This window comes from Phycisphaeraceae bacterium, from assembly GCA_015709595.1.
Lineage (GTDB): Bacteria > Planctomycetota > Phycisphaerae > Phycisphaerales > SM1A02 > CAADGA01.
Genome location: CP054178.1, coordinates 698,416 through 715,914, shown reverse-complemented (window position 1 = coordinate 715,914; position 17,499 = coordinate 698,416). Strand labels below are relative to the sequence as shown.

The 17,499-nt window shown below is 67.1% G+C and carries 15 protein-coding genes; 12 read left to right on the top strand and 3 right to left on the bottom strand.

Annotation, left to right across the window (positions count from 1 at the left end; all coding sequences use genetic code 11):
• Window positions 1-16 precede the first annotated feature (16 nt).
• From HRU76_03090 to HRU76_03035, 12 genes are all read left to right on the top strand, one after another.
• Entirely contained in the window at window positions 17-1,033 is a 1,017-nt protein-coding gene (locus HRU76_03090) for a GDP-mannose 4,6-dehydratase (protein QOJ16637.1), read from the top strand.
• Window positions 1,030-2,427 carry an undecaprenyl/decaprenyl-phosphate alpha-N-acetylglucosaminyl 1-phosphate transferase gene (locus tag HRU76_03085; GenBank protein QOJ16636.1) on the top strand — a complete coding sequence of 466 codons (1,398 nt, stop codon included), beginning with the start codon at window positions 1,030-1,032 and terminating at the stop codon, window positions 2,425-2,427. Before HRU76_03090 ends, HRU76_03085 begins: the two co-directional genes overlap by 4 nt.
• A gap of 43 nt (window positions 2,428-2,470) precedes the next feature.
• On the top strand, window positions 2,471-2,953 hold the full coding sequence (locus HRU76_03080; protein QOJ16635.1) for a low molecular weight phosphotyrosine protein phosphatase: 483 nt from the start codon (window positions 2,471-2,473) through the stop codon (window positions 2,951-2,953).
• Window positions 2,954-3,826 carry a fructosamine kinase family protein gene (locus tag HRU76_03075; protein QOJ16634.1) on the top strand — a complete coding sequence of 291 codons (873 nt, stop codon included), beginning with the start codon at window positions 2,954-2,956 and terminating at the stop codon, window positions 3,824-3,826.
• Between the two features lie 78 nt (window positions 3,827-3,904).
• Entirely contained in the window at window positions 3,905-4,552 is a 648-nt protein-coding gene (locus HRU76_03070; GenBank protein QOJ16633.1) for a PH domain-containing protein, read from the top strand.
• A 38-nt stretch (window positions 4,553-4,590) separates the two neighbouring features.
• Window positions 4,591-5,364, top strand: coding sequence for a hypothetical protein (locus HRU76_03065; GenBank protein QOJ16632.1), 774 nt, complete (start codon window positions 4,591-4,593; stop codon window positions 5,362-5,364).
• 44 nt (window positions 5,365-5,408) lie between these two features.
• Window positions 5,409-6,605 carry an ADP-forming succinate--CoA ligase subunit beta gene (gene sucC, locus HRU76_03060; GenBank protein ID QOJ16631.1) on the top strand — a complete coding sequence of 399 codons (1,197 nt, stop codon included), beginning with the start codon at window positions 5,409-5,411 and terminating at the stop codon, window positions 6,603-6,605.
• A gap of 47 nt (window positions 6,606-6,652) precedes the next feature.
• Window positions 6,653-7,342 carry a haloacid dehalogenase-like hydrolase gene (locus HRU76_03055; protein QOJ16630.1) on the top strand — a complete coding sequence of 230 codons (690 nt, stop codon included), beginning with the start codon at window positions 6,653-6,655 and terminating at the stop codon, window positions 7,340-7,342.
• Between the two features lie 25 nt (window positions 7,343-7,367).
• On the top strand, window positions 7,368-8,762 hold the full coding sequence (locus HRU76_03050; GenBank protein QOJ16629.1) for a DUF418 domain-containing protein: 1,395 nt from the start codon (window positions 7,368-7,370) through the stop codon (window positions 8,760-8,762).
• 168 nt (window positions 8,763-8,930) lie between these two features.
• A complete protein-coding gene (locus tag HRU76_03045; protein ID QOJ16628.1) occupies window positions 8,931-9,680 on the top strand; it encodes a hypothetical protein in 750 nt (249 codons plus the stop codon).
• 16 nt (window positions 9,681-9,696) lie between these two features.
• On the top strand, window positions 9,697-10,407 hold the full coding sequence (locus HRU76_03040) for an HD domain-containing protein (GenBank protein QOJ16627.1): 711 nt from the start codon (window positions 9,697-9,699) through the stop codon (window positions 10,405-10,407).
• 6 nt (window positions 10,408-10,413) lie between these two features.
• Window positions 10,414-12,072, top strand: coding sequence for a helix-turn-helix domain-containing protein (locus tag HRU76_03035; GenBank protein ID QOJ16626.1), 1,659 nt, complete (start codon window positions 10,414-10,416; stop codon window positions 12,070-12,072).
• 20 nt (window positions 12,073-12,092) lie between these two features.
• On the opposite strand, the gene fusA is transcribed toward HRU76_03035, so the two are convergent.
• The 3 genes from fusA to HRU76_03020 form a co-directional block, all read right to left on the bottom strand.
• Entirely contained in the window at window positions 12,093-14,207 is a 2,115-nt protein-coding gene (gene fusA, locus HRU76_03030) for an elongation factor G (GenBank protein QOJ16625.1), read from the bottom strand.
• Between the two features lie 447 nt (window positions 14,208-14,654).
• Window positions 14,655-15,629 carry a hypothetical protein gene (locus HRU76_03025; protein ID QOJ16624.1) on the bottom strand — a complete coding sequence of 325 codons (975 nt, stop codon included), beginning with the start codon at window positions 15,627-15,629 and terminating at the stop codon, window positions 14,655-14,657.
• Window positions 15,630-15,690: 61 nt separating this feature from the next.
• Entirely contained in the window at window positions 15,691-17,253 is a 1,563-nt protein-coding gene (locus HRU76_03020; protein ID QOJ16623.1) for a M28 family peptidase, read from the bottom strand.
• Window positions 17,254-17,499 lie beyond the last annotated feature (246 nt).

Genomic DNA, 17,499 nt, shown 5'->3' with positions numbered 1-17,499 from the left:
GAGGGAAGGAGACCGAGTGGGTCGATCGAGCCGACATCGCCAGGCCCTTGTGACCGGGGGCGCGGGGTTCATCGGCTCGCATCTCACCGAGCGGCTGCTGTCGCTCGGGCGGGACGTGACCATCATCGACAACCTCTCGACGGGGCGGCGCCGGAATATTGAACCGCTGCTCCGGAGTGACCCTGATCGGGTGCGGTTCATCGAGGCGGACGTGGCCCAGGTCATGGACGACCTCGACCCCACGGCGTTCGACGAGATCTACCACCTGGCCGCGGCGGTGGGAGTGCGGCTGGTCATCGAGCAGCCGGTTCACACCATTCGCACCAACGTGATCGACGCACTGCGCGTGCTGGACTTCGCCGCCGAGGCGTCCACCCCCATCCTGCTGGCTTCCACCAGCGAGGTGTACGGCAAGTCGCCCAAGACCGTCTTCTCCGAGGAGGACGATGTCGTCTACGGTCCGACCACCTACAGCCGGTGGTCCTATGCATGCTCGAAGGCCATCGACGAGTACCTCGGCCTGGCGTACGCCCGGCAGCGGGGGCTTCCGGTGGTCATCGCGCGGTTCTTCAACACCGTCGGGCCGCGCCAGGTGGGCCGCTACGGCATGGTGATACCGCGCTTCGTCGAGGCGGCTTTGGCCGGGCGGACCATCGAGGTGCATGGCGACGGTCGCCAGTCGCGCTGCTTCTGCGATGTGCGCGACGTGGTGCAGGTGCTGCCGATGCTGCTGGACAACCCGTCCTGCCGCGGGCGAGTCTTCAACGTGGGGCATGATGAGCCGATCGAGATCATCGGGCTGGCTCACCTGGTCCGATCGACGCTGGGGAGCAGTTCGGAGATTCGACTGGTGCCTTACGCCGAAGCCCTGGGCGAGGGATTCGATGACCTGCGTCATCGTCGCCCGGACCTGACCCGGCTGCGTCAGGCCACCGGCTTCCGCCCGGCGATTCCGCTCGAGCAGACGATCCGCGACCTGGCCCGCGAGATGACGGGGCCGGTCGATCGTGCGCGGGAGGCGGTGACGCCATGATCGCGCTGCTGGCCCAGGCCGGTCCGGAGGTGCTGCGCGAGCCCGACCTGTCGGGGAGCGAGGCGGCCGAGTCGCCGTTCGTCGCGTCGGTCATGGGCTTTCTCAACAGTTACTCGCTGCTCTTCATCGTCGCATTCGTGGTGACGTTGCTGGTGACGCCGCTGGTGCGTCGCGCGGCCATTTCGGCGGACATCGTGGATCATCCCGACGCGGGTCGAAAGCAGCATCCGTATCCCGTGGCGTACCTCGGCGGCATCGCGGTGTTTCTGGGGCTGCTGATCGCCGTGGCGTTCAGTTACCTGCCCATCGGGGGCGCTCAGCCCCAGTATCAGCCCATTCCCCTCTCGATTCTGATCGGCATCGTCGCCATCACGGTCACCGGGCTGGCGGATGACATCTGGAAGTGGGATCCGCGGCTGAAGATCGCCGGGCAGCTCGTGGCGGCGGCGGCCCTGGCCATCGAGGATGTGGGCGTGCGCGTGGCCGAGGGCGCTCTCAAGCCGATCGTGGCCTCCATCGGCGGAAACAACGCCCCCGAGGCGGCGCTGTTCGCCATCGAGTGGATGCCCATCACCAACGGCGACCTCTACTACTGGGTCGGCACGGCGATCATCGCCATCTTCGTGCTGGGCGGGTGCAACGCCGCCAATCTGGTGGACGGCCTGGACGGGCTGCTTTCGGGGTTGATCGCCATCGTGGCGATCGGTCTGCTGGCCGTCAGCATTCTGATGGCGGTGAAGGAGGCCCCCACCGGCAGTGAGCCGACGCTGGCCGGGGCGCGGGTGGCGCTGTGCTTCGCGCTGCTGGGCGCGGTGCTGGGCTTCCTGCCCCACAACTTCAATCCGGCCACCATCTTCCTGGGCGACTGCGGGTCGCTGCTGCTGGGTTACGTGAGCGTGGTCATCATCCTGATGCTGGGGCACACGGGCCAGACGCCGCTGGTCTTCGCCGGGTTGATCGTCTTCGCCATTCCCATCATGGACACGGTGCTGGCGATCGTGCGGCGCAAGCTCAGCGGCCGACCCATGTCCAGCGCGGACGACCAGCACATTCACCACCAGCTGCGCCGGGGGCTGGGCAGCGTCAAGAAGGCCGTGTTCGCCCTGTACGCCATCGGCGTGCTGTTCGCCGTGGTGGGCGTCACGCTGGCGTACCTGATCATCCACACCGAGCTGCGCGTGCGGGTCATCTACGCCATCGCCATCGTGCTCTTCGGCTCGATCGGCGTGTTCGCGTTCAAGGCGGCGCGTCGAGCGGAGTTCCAGGCGGAGACCGAACGGCTCAGGCAGCGGGCCGCCCGCCTCGGCCAGGCGAACGGCGACGCGGCGAGGCCTCGAGCGCCCGAGACGCCCATGCAGCCCGTGACTCCCGCCTCCAAGTCCGCCGCGCCGTGATTGTCGCTCGCCCGAACCCCGGCGCCCGTCAACAATCGTCGCGATGCATCCCACCGACCGAATCGGCGTGCTGTTCGTGTGCCTGGGCAACATCTGCCGCAGTCCGCTGGCGGAGGGGGTCTTCCTGCACAAGATCAACGCACGCGGCGTGGCGTCTCGATTCCGCGTCGATTCGGCGGGAACGGGCGGGTGGCACGCGGGGGAGACGCCCGACCCGCGGGCCATCGCCGTGGCGAAGAAGCGGGGCATCGTGCTGCCCAGCCGCGCCAGGCAGGTGACGCGCGACGACTTCCAGCGGTTTCATCACCTCGTCGCCATGGATGAATCCAACCGCGAAACGCTGATCGAGCGCGGATGCCCCCCGGAACGTGTGCGCCTGCTGCTGGAGGATGACGACTCCACCCGCCTGATCGAGGTGCCGGACCCCTATTACGGCGGGCCGGAGGGATTTGAGACGGTCTTTCAGCTCATTGATTCCGGCTGCGAGGCGTTGCTGGAGCGCCTGCTGCGATCGGAGCAGACGTAGGTGGCGGGCCGCCAGGTCATCGCACCGGCGCTGCGGTCGATCGGGCGCTCCGAGCCGATCGAGTCGCTCAGGCCGCTGTCGGGGGGATGCATTCATCAGGCGACTCTCGTGACGTTGCGAGGAGGCGACACGCTGGTGGTGAAGTGCGGCCGCGAGGCGGCGCCGCTCTTCCACGAGGAAGCACTGGGCTTGAACGCCCTGGCGGCGACGAGGACGATTCCGGTTCCCCAGTCCCTGGGCGTGTGGGAAGATGGCGACGCCGCGGCGCTGCTGATGACGTATGTGCCACCCGCACCGGCGACCGAACGGTCGTGGCGACGGCTCGGCGAGGAACTGGCCGCCCTGCATCAGTCTCCGGCAGGCGAGCGTTATGGGTTCCACATCGACAATCACCTGGGTCTGACGCCGCAACCCAACGCCTGGTGCGACGACTGGGTGGAGTTCAATCGCCGGCATCGCCTGGGGTTTCAGATTGAGCGGGCTGACGCGGCGGGGCTGCTGCTTGCGAATGAAGTCGTCGAACTGCGTCACCTTCTGGATCGACTGGACCACCTGCTGCCGCGCCGTCCATGCCCCGCCCTGCTGCACGGGGATCTGTGGTCCGGCAACGCGCTGCCGACGCTCGACGAGCGCGTGGCGGTGATTGATCCCGCCCCATCGGTCGGCGATGGATGGGCCGACATCGCCATGATGCGGCTGTTCGGCGGGTTTCCCCCTGCGTGCCTTGACGCCTACGCGCAATGCGTGGATGACCATGAAGACGTTGACACGCGGATCGCGGTCTACCAGTTGTACCACCTGCTCAATCACCTCAACCTGTTCGGGCGGGGGTATGCGGGGCAGGTGATGGAGATCGTCCGACGCCTGCGATGAACGCCGGGTGGAAGCCGGCGGATGATTCCCGTACAACGCGGCTGGCGAGTAGAGTACCCTGCCTCTCGACAGGAGCCGATGATGATCACCATCCAGTGCGACAACTGCGAGAAGACCTTTGAAGTATCCGACGCCGAGGCGGGCGGAAAGGTGTCCTGTCCCCACTGCGGCGACGTGAACCGCGTGCCTCAGGCGTCGATGCCCGCGGGTGCGGCGCCGACCTCCTCCACGCCGGGCAAGAGCGCGGCGGCTGGTTCCGCGGCCGCGGGCGAGCAGGAGATCTGCATCATCCGCCCCGCCATGTTCCGGGCGCATCCGCTGCGCTACTCGCTCATCATTCTGCTGGCGCTGGGCGGACTGGCGGCCGCGATCTGGGCCAAGGGGTGGGACAAGGGAGCGTTCCTGTTCTATCTGGGTCTGGCGGCGCTGGTCGGCGGCGTGCTGTGGTGGGGTTACTGGTGGCTGGCGACGACCATGTGGATGAAGGTGCGCATCACCAACAAGCGCACCATCCGGCACGAGGGCATCATCCGTCGCCACACCACGGAAGTGCTGCACGACCACGTGCGCAGCGTGGACATCCGTCAGAACGTGCTGCAGCGCGTCTTCAACGTGGGCTACATTGGCATCGACAGCGCGGGTCAGGACGGCATTGAAATCCAGATTCAGGACATCCCCGCGCCGCACCGGGTGAAGGAAGTGATCGATCGGTATCGGAAGATGTGATTCCCGTGTCCGTCCTGGAATCGAGGAAGGAGCCAGCCATGCAGGATCATGTTTCTCAGCTCGAATCCCGCATTCGAGAACTGGAGCGCCGTGCCGCGCGATCGCGACGGCTCACCATGCTGGCGTTGCTGACCGGCGGCGTGGCATGCCTCACCGCGCTGCAGAACCCGCCCCAGGAAGCCCGGCCGCGCTTCACCGAGATCGACGTGGAGCGATTGAACATCGTCGAGCCCGATGGACGGCTGGCGCTGGTTCTTGCCAACAGGCCGCGACTGCCGGACGTGATCATGGGGGGGAAGGAGCACGACACGGGCCGCACGGGCACGCGCGGGCCGGGCATGCTGTTCTTCAATCACAACGGCGATGAGTGCGGCGGGCTGACCTACTCGACGCGCTCCGGCGAGCAGGGCGGATACAGCGCCAGCGCCGGGTTCTCCTTCGATCAGTATCAGAACGACCAGGTGGTGTTCCTGTCCTACGCGGACAACGGAACGAATCGAAGCAGCGGGCTGTACGTGGTGGATCGTCCCGTCAAGCCGGACATCCTTGATGTGCTGGATCTTCGACGCCGCCTTTCGGAAGCCGGCCCGGAGGATCGCGCCCGCATGCAGCGTGAGATGCGCGAGGCCCAGGCGCGCGGCGACTACGGGGCGACACGCGTGTTCGTCGGGTCGCAGGATCGCACGGCGATGGTGCGGCTGAAGGACACCCGCGGACGCGACCGCATCCGTCTCTCCGTGGACCCCCAGGACACGCCGCGCCTCGAATTTCTCGACGAGGACGGGAACGTCATCCATCGGATTCCTGAGTAGAGGCGAAGGACGTTGCCGCGGCTGGGGGCGTACACTTTCGCCCCATGAAGATCCACGAGTACCAGGGCCGCGACCTGCTCGCCGAGGCTGGCATTCCCGTTCCCCGCGGCACGATGGTGCAGACCGTCGACGACGCCGAGGCCACCGCCAAGTCGCTCTTCGACGGCGGGGCGAAGCAGGTCGTCATCAAGGCCCAGGTCCATGCGGGCGGTCGCGGCAAGGCGGGCTTCGTGAAACTCGTGACCAGCGCGGCGGAGGCCCGTGAGGCCGCCAAGTTCATGCTCTCCAACCGCATGGTCTCGGTGCAGACCGGGCCGGAAGGGCTGGAGGTCAAGCGCCTTCTCGTCGCCAGCGCGGTGGACATTCAGAAGGAGTACTACCTGGCCATCACGGTCGATCGGGCGCGGAACACCAGCACGCTCATCGCCTCGGCGGAGGGCGGCGTGGAGATCGAGGCCGTGGCGGCCCGCAACCCCCAGGCGATCATCAAGACGCCGCTCCATCCGCTGCTGGGACTTCAGCCGTTCCAGGCGCGGGAAGTCGCCTTCCGTCTCGGTTTCCGGGGCAGGCAGGTGAACCAGGCCGTCAACGTGATGCTGCGGCTGTCGAAGCTGTTTCTGGACACCGACGCCTCGCTGGCGGAGATCAACCCGCTGGTGGTGACGCCGCCCGGTGCGGATCACCCGGACGGGCAGGTGCTGGCCATCGACGCCAAGTTCAACTTTGACGACTCGGCCCTGTTCCGGCAGAAAAAGATCGCCGCGATGTTCGACCCCACCGAGGAGAATCCCTCGGAAATGCGGGCCAAGAAGTTCGACCTGTCGTACGTGGCGCTGGATGGCAACATCGGCTGCCTCGTCAACGGGGCCGGGCTGGCGATGAGCACGATGGACATCATCAAGCTGCACGGGGGGGAGCCGGCCAACTTCCTGGACGTGGGCGGCGGCGCCACCGAAGAGGCGGTGACCGAGGCCTTCCGCATCATCCTGTCCGACGCACGCGTCCGGGGTGTGCTGGTCAACATCTTCGGCGGCATCATGCAGTGCGACCGCATCGCGCGAGCCATCGTCAACGCCGCCAAGGAGGTCGGCTTCCAGGTGCCGCTCGTGGTGCGGCTGGAGGGCACCAACGTCGAGGCGGCGCGTCGGATTCTCACCGAGGCGCGATCGGAGATCCCCACCATGCAGTCGGCCACCGACCTGACCGACGCGGCCCGCAAGGTGTGCGCGGCGGTGGGGTGAACGGCGCTGTGCAGTGAATCGATGCGGCGCCGCGTACCATCCTGCCCATGCTCATCCTCTTTGATATCGACGGCACGCTGCTCCGGTCGCAGGGCGTGGGCGTGCGCTCCATGGAGCGCGCGGCCCGCTTGCTCTTCGGCGATCACCTGTCGATCGAAGGCATCGAGGTCGCGGGGCGGCTGGATGTGCTGATCTGGCGCGATCTGGCGACGCGCCATGGCATCGACCCCGGAGCGGAGAATCACGCCCGGTTCCGTTCCACCTACAGGCGGATGCTGGAGCAGGCGTTTGATGACGGCGCGGTCGCTCGGGCCCTGCCGGGCGTGATGGAACTGGTGCGAGCGGTGGCCGAGGCGCCCGATCTGACCGCGGGGGTGCTCACGGGCAACTACCGCGAGACGGGGCGGATGAAGATCGACCGGGCGGGGCTTGACCCCGACGTCTTCGTGATCGAGGCGTGGGGTGACGAGGGAGCCACGCGGCGCGACCTGCCCCCAGTGGCCATGAACCGCTACGCGGCGCGAAATGCCGCAACGATTGATCCCAATCAGGTGGTGATCATCGGCGACACGCCGCACGACGTTGATTGCGCCCGGCATCATGGCTGTCGATCTCTGGGCGTGGCGACGGGCGTGTTCAGCGTCGATGACCTGCGGCGAAGCGGGGCGGATCGCGCGGTCGCGTCGCTCGCCGAGGTGGATGACATTCTGACGTGGCTGCGCGACGGGTCGGGGTGAGTTCACGGCTGCCAGAGGAGACGACATGCGGGACGCACTCGAGGCGGGCGGCGATCATGACAGCGGAAGTGAGCCGTCGGTCGGGGCGTCAGCGCCTGCGCCGATCACGCCGCGCGAGCGGCTGGACTCGATGGACCTGATCCGCGGCGTCGCCATCTTCGGCATCCTCGTGGTCAACATGGCGTTCTTCGCCATGCCCTTCGCCCACGCGATCTACCCGGCGGCGTACGACGCGTGGCCCGCTGCGGACCGATGGTCGCACCTGATCGTCAAGGTTCTGTTTGAGTACAAGTTCATCTCGACGTTCTCGGTGCTGTTCGGGGCGGGGCTGATCATGCAGTGGCTTCGGGCCTCATCGCGCGGCGCTTCCTTCGCGCCGCTGCATTATCGTCGCATGGCGCTGCTGGCCCTGTTCGGGCTGATGCACGGCTTCCTGCTCTGGTACGGCGACATCCTGTTCATCTACGCCTGCGTCGGATCGGTGTTCTTCTTCTTTCGAACGCTGAAGCCGCGCACGATGTTCGTCATCGCCGCGGCGCTGCTGGCGATATCGATGGTTTTCACCACCGGCTTCACGGCGCTCAACGTCCTGACCGAGTCCGCCAAGCGGGAAGCGCGCGAGGCGGCCTCGATGACGGATGACGGCGCCACGGCGGAGATCATCGAAGAAGGATCGAGCGCGGGGGCTGACGCGGCCTCGGGCGCGGACGCGGCTGATGTTCCGCGCGGCTTCGACGCCATGATGAAGGCCCAGTTTGATTTCTTCAACGATTCATGGGTTCGGGGGGAGGAGCTGGCGTATCGGGATGGTCCCTGGGCTGACGCCATGCTCTTCCGCGGCGTGAGTTTCGCCTTCGCCCTGCTGTTCACGGTGTTCGGCTTCGGCTGGCACATCCTGGCGATGTTCCTGATCGGCGGCGCGCTGATGAAACTGGATTTCTTCTCATCCTCGCAAGGCGCCATGCAGAAACGGGCGGCGATGATCGGCCTGATTCTGGGCGGCGTGCTGGAGATCGCCTACGGCGCGCTGATGTCCATCACGCCCGGCGTCATCGACTGGCCCGACATCGCCGCCGCTCCGCTGCAGGCGCTGGGCGCCCCGCTGCTGTGCCTGGGATATGTCGGCGCCCTGGCGTGGGTCGCCGGTTCCGGGGCCGGGCGCGTTCTGCTGGCGCCGCTGCGCGCGGTGGGTCGCATGGCCCTCTCCGCGTACCTGCTCACGACCGTGATCGTGACGTTTCTCATGTACCACTGGGGTCTTGGCTGGTTCGGCTCGGTGGGACGGTTTGATCAATTGATGATCGCCGTGGTCGTCTACGCCGGGCTGGTGGTGTTCTGCACCGCGTGGATGGCGTGCTTCCGCTACGGACCGTTCGAGCGGCTGTGGCGGGCGGTGACGTACGCGCGAGCGACGGTCTGACGGGGGCGTCCGTCGGAGGTTCGCGCCGCATGGGCGACCTGAGCGGCGAGATGGCCCGATATTCCGGCCAATCCCTTCTTTCAGACCGCGAAACCCCGGCTTTCAGGGGTTTCGCAACGGCAACCCGTCTTCGGCGCGCTAAACTAGTCAAAGGGGAAGGAGTTCGTCATGTCCCTGGACTATGGCGCCTTGTGTTCGGATTACTACGTGAACCAGCGGGTGGTCCTGCGGATGGACCTTCCTGGCGATCGGGGGACGCTGCTGGGATTGTTCGATCGGGTCAAGAAGGAATGGCCCGCCATGGCGTCGCTGCGACGGTTCCGCGGCGAGGTGGCGCTCGAATCGGATGAAGAAGTGGACCCCTACATCTGGTTCGCGCTGCGGCGCACATCGATTCGCAGCGGGATCGTGAATCCGGAGTCCCCCCAGGCGGCGATGGCGTTCCACGCCTCACTGCTGAAGGTCGCGCCCTACTACCTGACCATCAGCCCGCTTGACGTGGCGATGATGGAGGTGGTGTTCGGCTTCGACATCGAGACCGACCGGGACCGCAACGAGGTGGTGTTTGACGCGCTGCTGGGTGAGAGTTCCCTGGCGGGGATCATTGATCGGGAGCGGGACCGTCTGGGGGCCTGTCAACCGGCCCTGGTGTTGACGCTGGGCGGCAAGGGCGACCTTCAGGCGATCATCCGCGTGCAGACCCGCGTCAAGCCCGGTGAAGCGAAATCGGGCGAGTTCGAGATGGCGCCGATCACCGTGACCTGCGCTGTCCGTCGGCGCGGGTCGATCGACGCCGTGGACGACCTGCCCCGGCATTTTGAGCGACTGGTTCGGCGCGGGGCCGAACTGGTGACCGATCGCCTGATCCCGCGAGTGCTGCAGCCGATCCGGGATGCGATCCTCTCCCGCCCCGAGTAAGCCGCGCGGAGACGCCGTGGATCGAGACATCATCCAAGCCCTTGTGAAGGCGGTCGAACTGAAGGATCAGTCCACTGCCGCGCACACCTGGCGCGTGGCGCTGTACACGATGGCGCTGGCCGAAGCGCTGGACGTGCCGCGCGACCGGGTCGAGCAGCTCATGCTCGGGGCGGTGCTGCATGACGTGGGCAAGATCGACATTCCGCAGGCCATCCTGTCGAAGCCCGGCCGCCTGACCGAGGACGAGCAGGCCGTGATCCGTCGTCACACGGTGCTCGGGCACGAGCGGCTGCTCCGCATGGGCGAGGTGGAGCCGGTGGTGCTGCAGATTGTTCGATCGCATCACGAGCGGGTGGATGGTTCCGGGTACCCGGACGGGCTGATCGGTCGCGCCGTACCCGAGCCGGCCCGCGCCTTCGCGGTGATCGACTCATTCGACGCGATGACGTCATTCCGACCCTACCGACCGCGCGTGGATGCCGAGTCGGCCCGGCGCGCCCTGGGCGAAATTCAGGAACTGGCGGGCGTCTGGTACTGCGATCACGCCGTGCAGGCGTTCACGCGTCTCTTCGAGTCGGGGCGGCTGGACTGGATTCTGCGGTACTTCAACGACCCCGTCGAGGTGCATGGACTGCCCCACCTGCCGGACCAGGATGATCTGGTGGCGGTCACCCGTCAGCAGGTCCGTCCGTCGGTCATCGCCGCGCGGCGCGCCGGGGTTGATTGATTCGCCATGCCCCGCGCCCCGCGATTCAAGACCGGCGCCATCGAGGATCTGTTCCGGCAGTTGCGCTACGCCCCGACCGAGACGCGGGAGCGCCTGCTGGAGCAGGCCGAGCGCTTGGCGGTAGAAGTGCAGCCCGGTCGCGCCTATCCGGAGGAATTCGTGGTATTCCGTGTCACCGGCTACCGGCCCCGTTCGCTGGAGCCGGGCGTGATGCTGGTCGGCGACGCCCTGCTGGCCGACCTGGCCGTGTTCATCCGCCGATTGAGCGAGACGTTGCCGCTGCCATCCCGGTCTGAGTCGCGGGGTGAGAGCGAGACGATCGAACGCCTGGCGGAGCGTCTGGGCGTGACGGATCGCACGGTGCGGCGCTGGCATCAGCGAGGGTTGCTCCTGCACTCAGTCATCGACGGGCGCGGCGAGCGTCGCATCGCGTGCTATGCCGCGTCCCTGGAGGCCTTTCGTCGTCGCGTGGGCGATGAGGAACTGGAGCGGGCCGCGTCGTTCTCCCGCGTCGAGTCTGAAGCCGAGCACGCGATCATCGCCGAGGCGATCGAGCTGGCGCAAAAGGAGCGACTATCTCGCCAGGCCATCGCGCGGCGGCTGGCGCCGCGGCATGATCGGGCGGTCGAGACGATCCGAAGTATTCTGGCCCGACATGAGGAGCGTGTTGGTCGCCGTGTGTTTCCGGGAATCGAGCGAACCGACGCCCAGGAGCGGCGGCTGATCGTGCGGGCCGCATCACGGGGTTTGCTGGTCGCCGAGATCGCCCGACGGCTGGGGCGCAGCCCGATCACGATCCGACGCGTCGTCAACCGCGAGCGGCTGGAGCGACTGCGCGGACTGTCGGTGACGTGCGTGAAGCTGGCGACGTTCGACCTCGAAGGGGCCGCCGAGGTGATTCTCGCACCGGCCTGGGTTCGATTCGGCCTGGCGCCGCCGGCAACGGAGGACGCCATTGCGATGCTTCAGTCGTTTCCGTCAACTCCCGGCCCCGACCCCGCGTCGCTGGAAGCGCGGCTGGCGGGGTACAACTTTCTCAAGCACCGGGCCGTGGGCTTGACCAGCGGGTTCTCCGGCGAGCCGACCGATGAGCGGCTCGACCGGGCCGAGACCGACCTGCGATGGTCCGCCATGCTCAAGCGAACCATCGTGCGCGATCTCCTTCCGATCGGCGTGGCGCGTGTGAACGCGACGATCGCCAGGCCGCTGATTCAGCAGAGCGCGGAGATGATCCGCGCCATGCTCTCACTGCTCATCGAGGCGATCAGCGAGGCGGTGGAGTCATTCGATCCGGGCGGACGCCATCGCATCGAGCGCGTGGCGGCGTACGCCGCGGAGCGGGCGCTGGCCCGCCAGGGCGGCGTGGAGCCCGTCGGGCGAGCCGGGGCGCGGCACGCGCCGGGGTCCGTTCCGCTGGCCGACCCCTTCCATCGCCTCCTGTCTTGGCAGGCGGAGATCGAGTGCCCCCTTCGGTTGCTGCGTCGATCCGCCCGGCTGTCGGGGGCGCGTCGCGACGTGTTCGCGGCGCGGCACGGGCTTGCCGGCGAAGCGCCCATGACGGTGGAGGAGGTGATGGAGCGATTCGGTATGAGCCACCGGCGCATCGACCGCCTGCTGCGCGAGGCGGCCTCGATGCTGCGGCGATCGGATGACGCGGTCACCTGAAGAGGACGGGACGCGGTCGATCAGACTTCGGCCAGCACTTCCTTGGTCAGGTTGTCCGGCATCTGGCGGTACTCCGCCGGCTCCATCGTGCTGGTGGCGCGACCCTGGGTCATCGATCGCAGCACCGTGGTGTACCCGAACATCTCGGAGAGGGGCACCTCGGCCATGATGATGCGGGTGTTGCCGCGCAGTTCGGAGTCCACGATGTTGCCTCGCCGCGAGGCCAGGTCGCCCGACACCGGGCCGAAGAACTCGTCCGGGGTGATGACGGTGACCTTCATGATGGGTTCAAGCAGGGCCAGACGCGCCTTGGTGCAGGCCTCGCGGAAGGCCAGCGCCCCGGCCTGTTCGAAGGCCACCTGGCTCGAGTCCACGTCGTGGTACGAGCCGTCGACCAGCTCCACCTTGACGTTGATGAGCGGATACCCGCCCAGCACGCCGGTGGCCGCCGCCTGACGGATGCCGTGCTCCACCGAGGGGATGAACTCTCGCGGGATGGCGCCGCCGACGATCTTGTCGACGAACACCACGCCGTTGATCATTTCCAGCTCGTCGGCCTCCGCCTGCTCCTTGGTGATGGGGCTGACGTTGACCACCGCGTCGCCGTACTGTCCGCGTCCACCCGTCTGCTTGACGAACTTGCCGCGCACGTACTCGGCGGTTCCGGTGATGGTTTCGCGGTAGGAGACGCGGGGCTTGCCGACCTTCACGCCGATCTTCATGTCGCGCGTGAGCTTGTTCTTGATGATCTCCAGGTGCAGTTCGCCCATGCCGGCGATGACGGTCTCACCCGTTTCGTCGTTGTAGTACGAGCGGAACGAGGGGTCCTCGCGGTGGATGGTGGAGAGGGCTTCGCCCAGCTTGCGCTTGTCCTCGGCGGTGTTGGGCTCGATGGACATGGAGATGACCGGCTCGGGGAAGTCCATGCGCTCCAGCAGGATCGGGTGATCCGGGTCGCACAGGGTGTCGCCGGTGTAGGAATTCTTGACGCCGATGGCGGCGACGATCATGCCCGCGGGGGCTTCCTCCAGCGGAATGCGGTCCTTGGCGTGCATCTCGAAGAGCCGGGAGATGTTCTCCTTCTTCTCGTTACCGGCGTTGAGGACGCGGCTGCCGCGCTTGAGCGTGCCCGAGTACACGCGGATGTACGTCAGGTCGCCGTGGCTGTCGGACACGACCTTGAAGACCAGCCCGCAGAATGGCTCATCCACGCTGACGCGCCGAGTGAGCTTCTTCTCCTTGTCGCGGGGATCGGTGCCTTCAATGGCGGGAACTTCGGTGGGGTTGGGCAGGTACTCGACCACGCCGTTGAGCAGCCGCTGAATGCCGATGTACTTGAGCGCGGCGCCGCAGAAGACCGGATTGCACTTGAGGGCGATCGTGCCCTTGCGCAGGGCGGCCTTGATCTGGTCCGACGTGACGGCGTGCTCGTCCTCCAGGTACTGGGCCAGCAGGTCGTCGTCGACCTCCGAGGCCTTTTCAACGAGCTCGTGGCGCCACAGTTCCGCCATGTCCTTCATGTCGGCGGGAATGTCGCGCTCATGCACCACCGCGCCCAGCTCGTTGGCGTCGAAGTAGTACGCCTTCATCAGGCACAGGTCGATCAGCCCCTCGAACGAGTCGCCCGAGCCGATGGGAATCTGCACGGCGATGGCGTTGGCGCCGAGTCGCTCGCGGATGGAGTTGAAGGAGAACTCGAAGTCGGCGCCCAGCTTGTCCATCTTGTTGATGAAGCAGATGCGGGGCACGTTGTAGCGGTTGGCCTGACGCCACACCGTCTCGCTCTGGGCCTCCACGCCTTCCTTGCCGTCGAAGACCGCGATGGCGCCGTCGAGCACGCGCAGCGAACGCTCCACTTCGATGGTGAAGTCCACGTGGCCGGGCGTGTCGATCAGGTTGATCTGGTAGTCGACGCCCTTGTGCGTCCAGGGGCAGGTGGTGGCGGCGGACTGGATGGTGATGCCGCGCTCCTGCTCCTCCTGCAGGAAGTCCATGGTCGCGGTGCCTTCGTGCACCTCGCCCATCTTGTAGTTCTTGCCGGTGTAGTAGAGGATGCGCTCGGTGACGGTGGTCTTGCCGGCGTCGATGTGCGCACAGACGCCGATGTTGCGGACGCGGGTGAGATCAGTCGCCATGGCGGAATCCTTCGCCGCGCTGGGCCGCGGCTGACCGGCCCGAAAGGTTGGCGGCCACGACCGCCGGGGTACACATCAACCCTTGACGGTCGGGGGCCACCGATCGTCGGGTCGCATCGCGTTGTTATCGGCAGGAGCCGCCCGGATCTCAAGGATCACGGGGGCGTCGCCCGGCCGATTCGGAAGCCGACCTGCCTCCGAACCGGCGCTCCCGCGTCAGGGCGGGAGGGATTCAGGTGAGCAGGCCGGCGCTCTCGCTTACTTCCACCAAGGTACGCTCCTTCCGGTGGGGGGCGCGGATGCCCGCTGGTTCGAGAACGTCGGGACGCCGCCGAACCGCGATTGGCGGCTGTTCGGCGACGCCAACTGTAGGCGGGACGACTTTCAAGTCAACGCCTTCCGGACGCCGCAGCGACGCGTCGTCGCCGACATCCGGTTCCGGGAACCTCACGCCTGACGCACCAGGTCGTTCGTGTCGATGCGCAGGGAACGAACGACGGGGCCGATCTCCCGTACGAAACGACGGCCGTCCTGCACGTATCCCGCGGTGGGTTTGAGTTCGGGAACCCGGCTCCGGAAGAACCGGTTGAGCCGGGCCATGAGCAGTTCACGTGTGTACTTGGCGATCATCGACGCCAGCGCCACCGGCAGGTGCTTGGACTCCCCCTCGGCGGTGAAGGTGATGGTCAGCATCGACCCGTCCCGTTCCAGCCGGTAGCGGCTGAAGGCGTCCTCTTCGGCCACGATCGCAATGTGAGCGCCGGGGAACGTGTCCTGCAATGGCTCGCGGTAGTGCGTGCGTCCGCCATGCCGGTCGATGATGATCCGCGGGTGCCCGCCCGGCCACCGTCGCCACACGCGGTCCACCAGCCGCATGGCGGCGGCGAAGTTGATCGTGGCCTTGTTGCGGAAGCGACCCAGCTGTTCGTTGAACTCGCCGGCGTCGATGATCTCGGCGGCAAAGAGCGCCGGCTCGACCGCCGCGCCGGCCAGCGCCCGGTTCAGCCGTGCCGCGTCGATGCGGAGCATGTCGGCGTCGTTCGCCGCGGGAAGCGGAGTGACGCCCTCGTACCACGGGCGGCTCGGCGCCACGGCGCCCAGGGCGTGCAGAAGCCGTTCGTCGCTTTCCAACAGCGCGCCGTTCGCTGCCGCCGCCATGGTGGCCAGCACGCCTCGCTCCAGCCGCTTGAGCGGATGCACAGCGCCGCCATTGGCGCCCTTGAGCTTCTTGGAATCGTCGATGGCGACGCGCCCGCTGCGATCTTCGCCCGCGCGGCACACCGTGGAGCCGACCATGCCCCACACATCGGGCGCGCCCGCGGCGGGATCATGATCGCGCAGCACGAACGCGCTGCACGCCACGCACAGCGGACCCAGCATCGGTCCGTAGCCCGCCTCATCAATGCCCGCGTAGATGAGCATGGCGGGAACCTACCGCGTCACGCACGGTCGCACGGCAATCGTCAGGAAACTCCCGACTCGCTTACTCGACGCCGTGCAGTTTCTTCCACGCCTGCACGTACCGCCCCGTGGCCCGGTGCGCCTCGTTCCAGCGGGGCGGCTCCGACGCGTTGGCCAGTTCAACTAACCCCACGGCGAGGGTTCTGCACACCGCCGCCAGGTTGTCGTAGTCCACCTTGTCCCAGTGGTCGCCCGCGCCGTGATAATCCGGAAAGATGAACGCCGTGCAGAACGTGTGAGCGGGAACGCCCGCGCTCGCAAAGGCGATGTTGTCGCTGCGCCCGAAGAAACTCGCGCTGTTGCGCGGGTGGTGGAAGATCGTCACGCCCGTGCGCTCACCGGCGCGGATGAACGGCTCGATCGCCGTCGAGAAGTCATAGCCCGTCGGCACCAGCCGCCGGACGCTCTCGCCTTCGGAGTCGTCCGTGCGACCGAGGTGCTCCAGATTGATGTTGGCGACGGTCTTCTCCAGCGGCACGAGCGGGTTCTGCACGTAGAAGCGCGAGCCGAGCATGCCCTTCTCCTCGCCGAAGAGCGCGAGGAAGATGATGGATCGACCCGGCCTCCGCTCGTCCGGCAACGTCGCCAGCGCGTGGGCGATCTCGATCAGCGCCACCGTTCCGCTTCCGTCATCGTTGGCGCCGTTATAGATGTCGTCGCCTTCCACGGCGCGTCCGCGCCCGATGTGGTCATAGTGAGCGCTGACGATGATGTATGAATCCGCGAGCGCCGGGTCGCCGCCGCGCAGAATCGCCGCCACGTTGCGCACGCCCGCGGGGCGCGGCTGGGGAATGTCGTAGCGCAGGTCGGTCAGCATCGGCTCGTTGCGGGCCGCCATGCCGGCGGGGATGTTCATGTACCGCTGCCCGGCGATGCGGAACACGGGAACCTGGCTCGTCAGCCCCGAACGCCGGGCCGGTTCGCGGCTGTCGGGTTGGGTGTCGAAGGCCAGAATCGCCACTGCTCCCGCTTCTTTGGCGGCGGTGGTGAACTGCTGGTATCGCTCACGGAACGCTCCGGCCTCATCCGCGGGGATCGTCGTCGGGTCGGGAATGTTCGTCAGCACGACCAGTGGGCTGTTCTTCTCCGCGAACGTCGTGGCGGGGTCGGCATCGAACGGCGCATGAATCGTCGGCACATCGCGCACGTTGAGCGCCATCGGCCCGGAAAGCACTGATGCCGCCGCGCCGGGCAGCACCCACTCGCCGTCCGCCACGCGCACCCGGGCCCAGAAGTCGTCGGGCGAGCGCATGGGGGCGTTGATCGTCGTCTCCTGAAAGTACGACGCGGTGGCGCCGCCGTCGCCCGCGACCAGCGGCTCCAGCCCCGCCCGGCGGAACTGGGCGGCGATGTACTCCGCCGCAATGTCCAGCCCGCGAGAAGGCGTGTCGCGCCCCTCCAGCAGGTCCGAGGCGATGAAAGACAGATGTCCCCGCAGCGAGTTCGGCGAGATCGCCTCGACGCTCGCGGGCAGATCGGCCGCGACGGCGTGGGAACGCGGCGCAGCGGGAGCGGGCGCCATGGCCGCCAGCAGAGCCAGAAGGAGCGCGGCGGACAGACCGACGATCGTGCGCGGAGTAGTCATGCCAGAGTGTACCGGGATTGGTGCGGCGCCGATGAGGGATACCGTGTGAGACGAAGGATCGCAGGCCTCCTCACCCGTCAGGCGATCCACACGGGCAACCGCGCGGGTCGTCTGTTCGTGGGACCGGCCCAAGGCCAAAGGATGAGGCGTTGAGCGATGTGCCGCCGCAGGATGGAGCCATCCATGAAACAATCCGAAATAAAATTGTCGGATTCTTTCTTGATTCATCGCCTTGTGTCTGGTAAG

What these genes read in the sequence shown, in the direction of transcription:
- HRU76_03085 (QOJ16636.1), top strand. Translation starts at nt 1,030, where the DNA reads ATGATCGCGCTGCTGGCCCAGGCCGGTCCGGAGGTGCTGCGCGAGCCC.
- HRU76_03080 (QOJ16635.1), top strand. Translation starts at nt 2,471, where the DNA reads ATGCATCCCACCGACCGAATCGGCGTGCTGTTCGTGTGCCTGGGCAAC.
- HRU76_03070 (QOJ16633.1), top strand. Translation starts at nt 3,905, where the DNA reads ATGATGATCACCATCCAGTGCGACAACTGCGAGAAGACCTTTGAAGTA.
- HRU76_03065 (QOJ16632.1), top strand. Translation starts at nt 4,591, where the DNA reads ATGCAGGATCATGTTTCTCAGCTCGAATCCCGCATTCGAGAACTGGAG.
- sucC (QOJ16631.1), top strand. Translation starts at nt 5,409, where the DNA reads ATGAAGATCCACGAGTACCAGGGCCGCGACCTGCTCGCCGAGGCTGGC.
- HRU76_03055 (QOJ16630.1), top strand. Translation starts at nt 6,653, where the DNA reads ATGCTCATCCTCTTTGATATCGACGGCACGCTGCTCCGGTCGCAGGGC.
- HRU76_03050 (QOJ16629.1), top strand. Translation starts at nt 7,368, where the DNA reads ATGCGGGACGCACTCGAGGCGGGCGGCGATCATGACAGCGGAAGTGAG.
- HRU76_03045 (QOJ16628.1), top strand. Translation starts at nt 8,931, where the DNA reads ATGTCCCTGGACTATGGCGCCTTGTGTTCGGATTACTACGTGAACCAG.
- HRU76_03035 (QOJ16626.1), top strand. Translation starts at nt 10,414, where the DNA reads ATGCCCCGCGCCCCGCGATTCAAGACCGGCGCCATCGAGGATCTGTTC.
- fusA (QOJ16625.1), bottom strand. Translation starts at nt 14,207, where the DNA reads ATGGCGACTGATCTCACCCGCGTCCGCAACATCGGCGTCTGTGCGCAC.
- HRU76_03025 (QOJ16624.1), bottom strand. Translation starts at nt 15,629, where the DNA reads ATGCTCATCTACGCGGGCATTGATGAGGCGGGCTACGGACCGATGCTG.
- HRU76_03020 (QOJ16623.1), bottom strand. Translation starts at nt 17,253, where the DNA reads ATGACTACTCCGCGCACGATCGTCGGTCTGTCCGCCGCGCTCCTTCTG.